The organism is Pseudoalteromonas sp. NJ631 (assembly GCF_000276645.1).
GTDB lineage: Bacteria > Pseudomonadota > Gammaproteobacteria > Enterobacterales > Alteromonadaceae > Pseudoalteromonas > Pseudoalteromonas piscicida.
This window is the reverse complement of the sequence record NZ_AKXJ01000005.1, coordinates 326,515-337,918: the sequence shown is the minus strand read 5'-3', so window position 1 is coordinate 337,918 and position 11,404 is coordinate 326,515. Positions and strand designations below refer to the sequence as shown.

Here is an 11,404-nt window from a genome sequence, read left to right as displayed (position 1 = left end):
TGGACTCCTCCCCCTTATCGGGAGCAAGAGAAAATAAGTGACCCCCATCACTATAATAATTAGTGGTGGGTGTCAGCGATTTGCTTTTAAGCGACCATAGTCAATTACACGCTAAGGACAAACCACATCAGAAACGATATCAATGTTTATTTGTGTCTTTGACATGATTATTTCTTCTCCACGATAATTGCGGTGATTGTTGTGTCACCAACATTTTTAACTTGATGTTCCCATTGGTCATGCCACATCACGTAGCCATCCGGGATCTCCAAGGTCATGTCTTTTTCACTCGTTGTTATCGTCGCCTTGCCACCTTTTTCGAAGTAAACAGTCTCAGCATTGTGTTTATGCCAGTTATCCTGTTCCCCTGGTTTGAGTGTCATTTTAAGTACAGTAACCTCTTCGTTCTCTAGCAGTAGTTGATATTGGTTTGGAGATGCAATGTGTGCAGCCTCGACCTTCTTGTCTTGTGCAAACGCATTTCCAAACAATAGGACTGAAGTAACAGCTGTAAATACAACCTTTTTCATAGGAATTCCTATTTATGCATACCACGAATAGGGTAGTTGTTTGCAGGATTTCGTATCCAACCTAAGCCACTAATCAATGACTGAAGTTCAGGTCTTACAAACGGGTTGTTTGAAATATCTACTACGTGAACTTTTCCTTCATTATTGACAACAAATAGCCCCGGCTCAGCAAATGGATGATCAGTTTCTTCAGGCGATCTTGGATCTGATATAAACAACCCAAGTTCTTGCATTTGTTCAACAGTAAGACCGTATGCGATAGGGAAAGTCACATTAAGTCTTTCCATATGACTTTCGAGTTGTTCTTTACTGTCACCAGAAACGGCTATCAAATCTACGCCTGTTTGAGCGAGTTGGTCTTTCGCACTTTCTAACTGGTTTAAGTAGCGAGTACAAAGTGGGCAATGCTGCCCTCGGTAAACAACAACCATCTTCCAATCCAAACCATTTTCAGGCGTAGACAACTTTTTAATATCACCATTTAGAAGTTTGGTTTCAATTGCAGGAAAGTCTGAACCTGCATGAAGCTTATTGGTATAATCAATGCTCATGACTGTTCCTTAAAAATGCTTGTTAATGTGCGTTTCGAAACGTTTGAAGTCGTTTTCAACATCTGCGTTTTTCATCACATCAAAGCACGCAAATGTTTCCATTGGCTTCATTCCAAAGAACTTGAAGTTCATGTGCATAGGGAACATTAAATCGTCGATTGATTTCCCATCGAAGAATTCTTCTGGATCATTAAAGGCTTCTTCCGGCGCATTAAAGGTGAGAGACATCATGTATTTGGTGTTGGTTAACGTGCCGCCCTTACCATAGTTTTTCTTTGGTGATTCTGCTGTGCGACCGTCGCCAACACATAAAGCTCCTCCCATGCCTGCTGTGTATACTTCATCCATATACTTTTTGAATGACCAAGACACGCCCATCCAATTGCTTGGTGTTTGCAAAAATACAATGTCTGCCCATTGATGAAGTGCTAATTGCTCCTCCACATCGTACCCGTCACTCATTGTTACTACGCGCGTGTTATAACCTTTATCTTCCAGCATGGTTATTGCCTTATCAATCAAGGCTGCATTTAGCTTACCTTCAGAGAATGGGTAATATTGGTGGGCATTAATAATTAATACGTTTTTAAGATCAGTAGTGCTCATAAAACAACTCCAAACTAAATTTCAGCAAAAATAAGTAAGAGAGACACTCTCCTACTCAATCAATGTGTGGTATATTTTAGTAACCTGATTTAAGTTATCAATTAGTATACTTTTAGTAACCTAGTTGTTTTTTAGGAAAACTGATGGAAAGTGTCGTAAAAACAGACAGTAAAGGTAGAAAAAAAGTTTTAAATGCATGCACTGAACCCTGTGCTATCGAAAAAGGCATGCGTTTAATTGGCGGAAAGTGGAAAGGTTCCATTATTTATCACCTTAAAGATGAACCTGTAAGGTTTAATGACTTAACCCGTATGCTTGGCGGTGCCAGCAAAAAAATGGTCGACCAACGCCTAAAGGAACTAGAAAGTGAAGGGATGGTTCGTAGAAAAGTGATAAGTGACAGACCTGTCGCTGTAACTTATGAATTAACCGATTTTGGCAAAACCGCACTGAGTATTTTAGATGAACTCAGGATCTGGTCAGAGTCCCATCAAATTTAACAGTAGCTACTTTGAATTATTTAGCACAGCCCAATGCAGATTCTTATTTTGGAAATCTGCTTGGCGATTTTGGCGGAACAAGGCATGTAAAAAACTTGCCACTCACAGTGAAAAAGGCATTGGATAATCATTATCTAGTCGATAAATTTATAGATAACCATACAAAAATAACTGACACCCATCACAATTAGCAAGCGGCGATTGCCGAGTGTTCCTACTTGGCGATATCCACGACACCCGCTGCTTAACAGATAACTTCGTTCAATATCGTTTAACCAGTTGTGACTTTAAAGAAGAGAAGCGCTCAGGACGGATGATCCAGTATTTGAGTGAGGTGTAGTGGTTTGCAAAAACTCAAGGCGATAGTGGGTTTAATTGTCGTCGCTGACATCTAACCATGCAGTTTTGAAGGGGAGTTATGGCTGCTAAGAGCGAATTTTAGACTGTCGGCGCTCTTCTTGGGAGAGTCTTCGATGCTGCATAGCAGGTGTTCAACTAACTCATTTATGCTACAAAATCCGTTAACATAAATGAACTAAGGGTCAGATTTGAGCAATGAACAGGCATTCAAAATATCCCTTCGTGTAGTTCATTTAGGCATGGGCTTACATTTTCAAAAAACGACCAATTTCACACGGGTTTTCAATAGGTGGTCAATATGACTAATTAGTGGTTCTATTGAGTAATCTAGTCGAAAGTGAGAATGTTAACATTATGAAATTATTGGTTTTTATGTTGGCGCAAACCTTGCTGTCTCAAGGTTTCTTTAATTTCATTATGGATTAAAAAATGAGAAACCTCGGATATTTTTTGTTTTTACTAATTTTTGCGTCAGGTTGTACTACAAACAATAGAGACCAAAGTCACACTCTCAACGAAGAAAAACCCCAATCAAATGACGTTACTATTGTAGAAGAGGTCGTTTTTGAAAGCGAAGGTGTAGAATTATCAGGGAGCATGTATATACCTAAAGATGCACGAGCTGCGGTAGTATTAGTGCACGGCTCTGATCCTGTCCCACGCATGACTAAGTTAGCACAGTCATTGGCTAAGAAAGGCTTACTAGTTTTGACATATGATAAGCGCGGTGTTGGTGAATCTGGTGGCGTTTACGTAGGGCCTCAGGTGGGAACCAATAATATAAGTGTTGATAATTTAACTTTACTTGCGAAAGATGCAAGTGCTGCGGTAGATGTGGTTCATGGTTATGACAAAGAGTTATCGGTTGGACTTATTGGCGCGAGTCAGGCTGGTTGGATTATTCCAATTGCCGCACTCAATAATCAATCAGTAGAGTTTATGGTTCTCTTTAGTAGCCCTACAATCACGACTCTGGAACAACTTAGATTTCAGTTTTATACAAATGGTAGAGAAGACTTTTGGGAAACTCATACTGATGAAGAATCGCGTGAACATACTTTACATGATCCTGACAGATATGATTTTAAAGCAACTGACCCGAAAATTTCTTTGAATTCTTTATCGATACCTGGGCTCTGGCTCTTCGGAGAGCAGGACATACAAGTCCCAGTCAAAATGTGTATCGAGCAACTGAATAGGATGAAAGCTAAAGGCAAGCCTTTTGAATATGTATTATTTCCATCGCTAGGCCACAATACTAATAAAGCAGAGCCTCTAGATATTGCGATACAATGGATAAAGCAAAATAATTTTTCCCACTAATTCGTAATTGTTGTTTTGCTGATGTTGATCAAATAGAAGAGCGTAGTTTACTAATGGCTCAAATGTGACGAAGCGGCTATGCCGAGCGTCACTGAGCTCTCTTGCTGCTAGGTCGACTTTATGAGCACCCTAAATGAATCTCCGCTTTTGACAGTTCAAGTTTAGACTTGTCCAGTTTAACGGATATTGATGTTTAACACCGACCCAAACCTTATACGCTACCTTCTGATTCTATGACCAAAATTCTCGCCTCGCCACGAGGATGGGCAACATGCTCAGTGCCAATTGAAGCATTAAAAATATCACCAGTTTGCAACAGGGCTGATTGCTCAACGTCATTCTCTTTGTAAAACATGTCAACCTCGCCATCTAACACGACAAAGACTTCTTCACCGTCATTAACATGCCACTTATAAGGCTGATCAGAATGTTAGTTTATAAGTCGAGTGTACTCGCAAACTAGGTTGGGTTTTGGCTAAGTTTACCTTGGAGCGGAGTAATTCGGGGGCGTTTACCTTTGATACACGTCGAAAAAGATGCCTTTTATCACATCAAAATGTGAATCTAGGGATTTCCCCTTCTAAATTAACATCGAACCCCATCTAGCTATATATCGATATTCAAGTTTGGAAGTCCAGATATGACTGAAATGGGAGGTTATCTTCTGCAAAGCCAATCAAGCAGAACAAGATAATTGCGGCTCTCCCAACGAATTTCAAGTCAGCTTGAATGTAATACTATGTAATATCATCATGAACGGCCTTGTGTTAATTTTTTTATATATTTGTTAGTCATTGCGGTCAACAGTTCGTTGGCCGTTAATCAGGGGCGGTTTGTTATGGTAAATGTAGTCCAAGTTATTTTATTTCTCTCATGTCTTAGCTTTTTCGTCGTTGCAAAAGAGGCTAACAGTACTCAACAATTACCTGATGGGTATATATATTCGGGGCAGGGTGACCCTATAACCAAAAGGCGACCAGAGCCAACCACTATCGAAGTTTTGATTAACAAAAAGTACTTTGAAATTTGTGAAGAAGAGCTTGGTCAAATTCCTGTTGAAAAGGTTGATTGCACGTTGGCTCAGCCGATCCCCATGACCAGAACCATGGCAGACGGCTCTGTTGTTTCTCTAAACCGCCACAACACGCCGGCAAGCATTCCAAGGTTTGGTAGTGGAAGTGAGCAAGTCAGTTTTAATAGCAGTGGTTTTGCTGATATTACCACTTGTGACAAACCCAGTGCGATATTCCGCGATATGAAAAATGTTGGCTGTGTTCCCGGTGACAGAATTAAATACATTAATAATGTATTGGCTAATGGTAATAAAGTTGACTGGGTTTATATATGTAGAAAAAACAACAAGATAATGGATGATCCACATCTTTATAACGAGCTTGGCATGATAGGCTACAACCGAGATACTGGGAAAACCTGTTTTTTTGCTGGTCAGCCAACATTAGAAGCGGAAGTTAAGGGGAAATGGACCTTAACTTCAGTGGATGAAAAAACTGGAAAAACTAGAGAAGAGATTAAAAATAAAGCGGCTATTCCTCTAGTTACCGGTAAGGAAATTCCACCACCAAATTTCACCGACTTTGATCCCGAGTCGGTCAAACATTGGTCATTACCTGTTGGTGGTTGTGTCGGCTGTCATTCTCAGGGACCATTTGTACGTTTTCCTTTTACAGAGCCTGTTGCCTGCGCTGTTGATCCTAAAACTCAATCCTGCTCACAGCATTACAACAGCATAAAGGAATGTGAAGCGGCTAGGGAAAATATGCCTCGTCGCGAGCGCCTAAATACCAAGTGTGAAAGTGTTATTCCAAAGCGTCGGCCCGGTATGTTGTACGATCCTATATCACCGTTTGATCAGAAAGGAGAGCTTGCAGCTTATATAGATGAGTTAGCTCAATTTGAAGGTTTTGACACCGAAGATGGGTATTATAAAAACTTGAAGAAGAATGAATGGAATCACCCGATGCGATTAATGGACGAAGAAGCCAAGCCCTGTACCGTTTGTCATGCCATCGGTAATGCTGACTACGGCGATCGATTTGTGCACGCAGGCTTTGTACTTGGGCAGCTAAACCCAGCTGATGTTAAAAAGTATCACATTCGCTCAAAACTTTACTTAAGTAATGTTTCCAAGTCATTGAGAAACGAAGGCTTTCACGACAAGAAAGTACTAACCGATGGGTTACTGCCGCTTAATCTTGAGCATGATTCAGTGGCTGAACGAAACGCCGAGCGCGAGAAACAAAGCATTGCTCGTTATATCAAGGCGATAAAACACATCAAAGGTTGTTCTGCGAAAGACAATAACTGTTCATGGGACGAACACTGGACCATGACCAGGGTAAAAGAACAACCGCTTAAATATCTCCAGGACCATTGTAGCTTCTGCCATACCAGCGATATGGCTTCACCTAGATTGGTCACGGAAACCGACTTTAAGCGGCTTGAAATACGCGAGCGGATCATTAACCGTTTATATGAAACCGTCAACCCTATGCCGCCAAGTGGGCAGTTTCCCGATGATGTAAAAGCCGTTCTAACAGAATACTTGCGTGCAAAATAAAGGGGTAAAGATATGGATACCGAATTAAAAAGACAGATCAAAAGCAGTATTGAAGATAAACGAGCTGACATAATAGAACTGATTGAACTCGGTCGAGAGCTTGCGTCAGATGAGTCAGGCCATATCAATCACGGCCCCAATACTTCAATGGGGGTTCCCAAAAATACCTTACCTAAGTGGGACGATATTCAGTTGTTAACTGCCCAACTCGCAAAAAAGCCGCTATTTGACGGAGAAACTGTCAATACTCAGCTGGTTATTGGTCCCAGAGCTAAAAGCCCATTAGTGTTGGATATACCCATGTTTGTTTCAGACATGAGTTATGGTGCCTTATCAAAAAACGCTAAAATAGCGTTAGCTAAAGGAGCAAACTACGCAGGTACTGGCATTTGCTCTGGCGAAGGAGGAATACTGGCAGAGGAACTGGCCGCCAATAATCGTTACCTGTTTGAAATGGGGACTGCTCGAAACGGTATTAAACCAGGTAAAGAAGCAGAATTTTTTGAAAAATATAACGGCAAAGTTAAAGCCTTCCATTTTAAAGGCGGACAAGCCGCCAAAACGGGTACCGGCGGTCATTTACCAGGCGCTAAAGTTACCAAAGAGATTGCTGAGGTGCGTCATATTGCAGAAGGCCAAACAGCAATCTCTCCTCCTACCTACGAGGACTTTACAAGTCCGGGTGAATTCAAAGACTTTGCTGACCTGATAAGGGAAGGGCTGGATGGCGTGCCCATTGGTTTTAAAATCAGCGCAAACCATATTGAACGTGATATTCAGTTTGCTTTGGATGCCACTGCTGATTACATCATCCTTGATGGCCGAGGTGGTAGTACAGGTTCTGCACCCAATATATTTAGAGATCATATTTCTGTTCCAACTATTCCTGCGCTAGCCCGAGCAAGAAATTATCTTGATGCCCAGGGAATAAAAAAGGGAGCCTCAGATTCAGTAACCCTAATCATTACAGGTGGGCTAAGGGTCCCGGCTGATTTTATCAAAGCTATGGCGCTGGGAGCGGATGGTATTGCTTTATCAAACAGTGTGCTGCAGGCAATAGGTTGTGTTGGCGCAAGAATTTGTAATTCAGGTAACTGCCCGGCAGGCATTGCTACTCAGGATCAAAATCTGGTTAATAAACTGAACATAGCTAATAGAGCGGATGATCTCGATAGTTTCTTTTATGCCAGTACACACCTTATGCAAATTATGGCAAGAGCCTGTGGTCACAATTCATTAAGTCAGTTTTCCATGGACGACTTAACCACCTGGCATAAAGAAATATCGGAATTAACCGGTATTGCTTATGCCGGAATTACAAACGATTTTACTCCGGTTGAATTACCCGATAGTGCGGGTAAGCTGGCTTTACATGACCTAATCAGTCAGAGCAAAATAAAAATATCTGCTGTCAAACAGTTGGAAAGCTTTGAGCAACTGTGTAAAGGTGTGACATTAGCGAGCGGCAGTGAACAGGCCTATTTAACACAAAAACAGTATGTTGAAGCAGGTTACCCGTTAGAAATAGTCCTGAATACCTTAGGTGTTGGAGCATTAATGCGGTTGGTACCACCCGTTGGAGGGGGAAATACGTATTCTTCCCATTTGGAACCTTATTACGTAGGGAAATTTCAGATTAGTCAAATAGAATGGCAGCGAGTGACAGGTACAACACCAAGTGAGTTTAAACTTGATGATAACCCAGTGAATAAAGTAACCCGTCAAGAGTGTGTTGATTTTGCTGCAAAATTGAATAGTGATCTGGTGGGCACCGGTTGGGAAGTTTCTTTGCCAAGTGTAGAAGAATGGATCCATGCTTGCCGTGCAGGTACTACAACACAATATTATTCCGGCCCTCTGCCATTGAACAAACAAGGCAAGGAGTTATCTGGTATGTCTCCAGCACAGGCCCATAGCAATTATATGCTTAGAGTTGGCACAATAGCGCCACCTAATGCTTATGGTTTGTACGATCTTTATAGCTATATTTACGACTTTACCATGACCAACGACTTTTCTAGTCAAGATATCTATTTGCGGGGGGGATACTATCACGGTTTCTTTGGAAGCGAACAACACAGTGGTTCAGATCCGAATGGACCCGCAGCCAACTTTAAAAGCTTTAGGTTGGCCCTAAGATATGTTGGAAAGTAATAACTTTTTGTTGGCATATGTATTTGTTTTAACAGGTAATGTCACCAGCTAATTAGTATTAGAGGGGTTCTATGTTACTTTCGAAGGGAAAATCCCTAGAACCCCAAATTGTGGGATTTTTTGCAATATGTCAATTTCACAGAAATTTAAGCACAGATTTCCGGATAATTTATCCTTACGTTCACTTTGGTGAGTGCAGGCCTAATCGATTGCCTTCTGTATCTAAAAATAACGCGAAAAAGCCGCTTTCGTCTGCATGTGGGGTTTTGGGGGTCAGTATTTTTCCACCGCTTTCTTCTACTTTCGATAGCACTTGCTGTAAGTCTTCACCCGCGTTTAAATACAGAGTAACGCCAGTGCTGGAAGGAGTGTAGCCTTCGCCTTGAACAATCACACCTACGGTAGATTGCCCTTCGTACGGGAAGAGTGCCATTGTCATTTCAGGTATATCAATGATTTCAATCGTGACAGTGAAAATGTTGCTGTAGAATTTTACGGCACGCGTTAAATCGGTTGCTGGAATTTCAAAAATTGATGCGAAGTTATGCATGTTGCCATCCTTATTTTCTTATGTGTGGCTGCCAGCACATGGTGTGACTAGCCCTGAGATTGATGGACTCGTGTAGGGTTTAACGAGTACTGTTGTAAGATAGAGTGAGTGGGCAGCAATCAATTGTAAAAAAGCGACAGCATCGGCAGTGTCAATTTCAATTAGTGCATAAATTGAAGCGTCTTTGTTATCGTTGTAGTCGCCTTTTGGTGAAGGGATTACATATCAGCTGCAACATGGCAATAAACCTATTGCTACCCAAAAATACGCTCCTTGGGTAGCAATAATGGTTAGATCTTAATTTTCAGAAATGGTGATTTGGCTGTAGTTTACGTCATCGTTTATGGTCCAAGCTTTAAATGATAAATACTCAGCATCCTCAGAGACATTATCTTTGTATACTCGGTATGAGAAACGAACTTGCTCTACACCCTCCGGTAGATTTAAGACCTTAAAGTCTTTTAAATTAACTTTCAGCGTGTACTTCTCGTTATAATCTTTGTAAGAAACCGTCACTTGTATAGATCGGATATCAGTATCTTTTTTTGCAGTTCCGTTAACGAATTGAACGAAGAGATGCGTCTGTGAAGTCGTTGGGTTGTCAAAGAAAACCTTGCTTGTCACTATGTCTCCTTCAGCAGCTTGAGTGCAATAGCCCGGTACATTCTCAAGTTTAAAGATCTTTTTAATGATACATTCTTTTCCTGTGTCATTTCTCTGCCCTTGATAACTTCTTGAGATAGTCTTGATATGAGAGACACGACTAGAGTTCATTGCAATAAATTCACTTAAATCAAGAGTGGCTCTGTAATAGTCTGTCTCAGCACGACTGAACCATGCTTGCAGTGTTAATTTTTCTCCTTGTTGTGCATTTGGCAATAATAAACCTTTAATCCATATACTTTGTGTGCCTTTAGGAATGGAGATATCTGCAAGGTCTGACACATCTAAGATGTTAGGCCAAGTAGCTCCACCATCAAAGCTGATATATACAATCGATGTATATTGCTCTTTTGCATTTTTCAACTCATGTTGGAATTGGATGTTCAATTGTTCAGTGCCAAGACTTTCCTCTGTGAAATTGACTTTAAAGATAAATTCGTTGCTATACGGAACAGAAGTCGCCGTTACGCTTTCAATACTTGTGAACTCTACTTTGGGGGCGACACTAATTACTTTCATGGAGCGGGGGGCCGAGAAATCAAGATAATCCCCATTTTTTGCAAGATTGTTCTCGAGCATATTATTACTGACATCACCTGTGAATGTGGCTATGCGGTTATAAGACAAATTATCCCAGTCACTGAGTACGACACCTAATCCCTCTGGTGCTATAACTTCAACCTCATGTCGGTAAATATAGCTAGGCAGTGAATAACCTGAGGTTTCACCTGCTTGCAAGCAGTATAGCTCCCCCGTTTTTAAACTTTTAATACACGCTTGTTTTGGACTATCAACGTTAATTACAGACATGGATCGAGGAGTAGAAAAGTTAAGCATTTCGCCATTTCGAGCTTGTACATTCATTAACCGACCGTTTTTTGTATATCCAGTAAATGTTGCTAGTCGGTTATAAGATAAATTATCCCAGTCACTTAGCACCACACCTAGTCCTGGTGGCGCTATCACTTCTACTGCATGCCCGTAGATGTAGTTAGGTAGGCTATATCCTGATCTCTGTCCTGCTTCTAAGCAGAACTTATCGCCAGTATCTAGGCTACGGATACAAGCTTGGGGTTGGGATTGTGTACTTACAACCCTCATGGAGCGAGGGTGAGAGAAGTCTAACTCTTGACCATCTTTCGCTGTGACCCTTTGTAGTTGGGCATTGTTTGTGTATCCAGTAAATGTTGCGATGCGATTGTAAGATAAATTATCCCAGTCACTTAGCATTACCCCCAATCCTGGCGGAGCAATCACATCGACTTCATGGTTGTAAATGTAGTCAGGTAATGAATACCCTGAGCGTTCACCAGCTTTCAAACAATATGATTCTTGTGTCTGCCGACTAACAATGCAGGCACTGTCGTCACTCATTGCTGCATGTGTAAGAGGAGGTAAAGCTAATATTGCTAAACCCACTAGCTGTAGTGTAACTACCTTATGTATGCTTACCATTTTTATAGCCTTAAATTATTAGTTAGTGTAAAGTTTGGGTGAATGATTGTTCGTTTTTTATACTATTTCGTTTTTTTGAATTTTTATATAGTATTTTTGTATGTATGTTTCGTTAATAAAATTGCATATTAATG

At 41.0% G+C, this 11,404-nt stretch carries 9 protein-coding genes and 2 pseudogenes; 5 read left to right on the top strand and 6 right to left on the bottom strand.

Annotation, left to right across the window (positions count from 1 at the left end):
* Positions 1-167 precede the first annotated feature (167 nt).
* Genes A587_RS0111840 through A587_RS0111830 form a run of 3 tightly spaced genes read right to left on the bottom strand, consistent with a single transcriptional unit; the run spans position 168 to position 1,687 of the window.
* The gene (locus A587_RS0111840) at positions 168-530 is read right to left on the bottom strand and encodes a cupin domain-containing protein (RefSeq protein WP_017217776.1); all 363 of its coding nucleotides are present in this window, start codon (positions 528-530) and stop codon (positions 168-170) included.
* Positions 531-538: 8 nt separating this feature from the next.
* A complete protein-coding gene (locus A587_RS0111835) occupies positions 539-1,081 on the bottom strand; it encodes a peroxiredoxin-like family protein (protein WP_017217775.1) in 543 nt (180 codons plus the stop codon).
* A gap of 9 nt (positions 1,082-1,090) precedes the next feature.
* Entirely contained in the window at positions 1,091-1,687 is a 597-nt protein-coding gene (locus A587_RS0111830) for an NAD(P)H-dependent oxidoreductase (RefSeq protein ID WP_017217774.1), read from the bottom strand.
* A gap of 143 nt (positions 1,688-1,830) precedes the next feature.
* Between A587_RS0111830 and A587_RS0111825 the strand changes: the two genes are divergently transcribed.
* From A587_RS0111825 to A587_RS0111820, 3 genes and pseudogenes are all read left to right on the top strand, one after another.
* Complete coding sequence (locus A587_RS0111825) at positions 1,831-2,187, top strand: winged helix-turn-helix transcriptional regulator (protein WP_017217773.1); 357 nt, start codon at positions 1,831-1,833, stop codon at positions 2,185-2,187.
* 11 nt (positions 2,188-2,198) lie between these two features.
* Positions 2,199-2,363 (top strand): annotated as a pseudogene (locus tag A587_RS25270) (ACP phosphodiesterase); the annotation flags it as partial.
* Between the two features lie 613 nt (positions 2,364-2,976).
* Positions 2,977-3,870, top strand: a complete 894-nt coding sequence (locus tag A587_RS0111820) for an alpha/beta hydrolase family protein (RefSeq protein WP_017217772.1) — start codon at positions 2,977-2,979, stop codon at positions 3,868-3,870.
* A 211-nt stretch (positions 3,871-4,081) separates the two neighbouring features.
* Here A587_RS0111820 and A587_RS24025 read toward each other — a convergent pair.
* A pseudogene (locus A587_RS24025) lies at positions 4,082-4,297 on the bottom strand (cupin); the annotation flags it as partial.
* Between the two features lie 411 nt (positions 4,298-4,708).
* On the opposite strand from A587_RS24025, the gene A587_RS0111810 reads away from it, so the two are divergent.
* Both A587_RS0111810 and A587_RS24505 read left to right on the top strand, forming a co-directional pair.
* A complete protein-coding gene (locus A587_RS0111810; protein WP_017217770.1) occupies positions 4,709-6,448 on the top strand; it encodes a hypothetical protein in 1,740 nt (579 codons plus the stop codon).
* A 12-nt stretch (positions 6,449-6,460) separates the two neighbouring features.
* Entirely contained in the window at positions 6,461-8,602 is a 2,142-nt protein-coding gene (locus A587_RS24505) for a glutamate synthase-related protein (protein ID WP_017217769.1), read from the top strand.
* A gap of 181 nt (positions 8,603-8,783) precedes the next feature.
* On the opposite strand, the gene A587_RS0111800 is transcribed toward A587_RS24505, so the two are convergent.
* Both A587_RS0111800 and A587_RS0111795 read right to left on the bottom strand, forming a co-directional pair.
* Positions 8,784-9,152, bottom strand: a complete 369-nt coding sequence (locus tag A587_RS0111800) for a VOC family protein (protein WP_017217768.1) — start codon at positions 9,150-9,152, stop codon at positions 8,784-8,786.
* Positions 9,153-9,449: 297 nt separating this feature from the next.
* Complete coding sequence (locus A587_RS0111795; protein WP_017217767.1) at positions 9,450-11,270, bottom strand: hypothetical protein; 1,821 nt, start codon at positions 11,268-11,270, stop codon at positions 9,450-9,452.
* Between the last annotated feature and the right edge of the window lie 134 nt (positions 11,271-11,404).

Excerpts from the sequence above, each read along its gene's own strand:
- A587_RS0111800 (WP_017217768.1), bottom strand. The coding sequence starts at position 9,152 with ATGCATAACTTCGCATCAATTTTTGAAATTCCAGCAACCGATTTAACG.
- A587_RS0111835 (WP_017217775.1), bottom strand. The coding sequence starts at position 1,081 with ATGAGCATTGATTATACCAATAAGCTTCATGCAGGTTCAGACTTTCCT.
- A587_RS0111825 (WP_017217773.1), top strand. The coding sequence starts at position 1,831 with ATGGAAAGTGTCGTAAAAACAGACAGTAAAGGTAGAAAAAAAGTTTTA.
- A587_RS0111830 (WP_017217774.1), bottom strand. The coding sequence starts at position 1,687 with ATGAGCACTACTGATCTTAAAAACGTATTAATTATTAATGCCCACCAA.
- A587_RS0111840 (WP_017217776.1), bottom strand. The coding sequence starts at position 530 with ATGAAAAAGGTTGTATTTACAGCTGTTACTTCAGTCCTATTGTTTGGA.
- A587_RS0111795 (WP_017217767.1), bottom strand. The coding sequence starts at position 11,270 with ATGGTAAGCATACATAAGGTAGTTACACTACAGCTAGTGGGTTTAGCA.
- A587_RS0111810 (WP_017217770.1), top strand. The coding sequence starts at position 4,709 with ATGGTAAATGTAGTCCAAGTTATTTTATTTCTCTCATGTCTTAGCTTT.
- A587_RS24505 (WP_017217769.1), top strand. The coding sequence starts at position 6,461 with ATGGATACCGAATTAAAAAGACAGATCAAAAGCAGTATTGAAGATAAA.
- A587_RS0111820 (WP_017217772.1), top strand. The coding sequence starts at position 2,977 with ATGAGAAACCTCGGATATTTTTTGTTTTTACTAATTTTTGCGTCAGGT.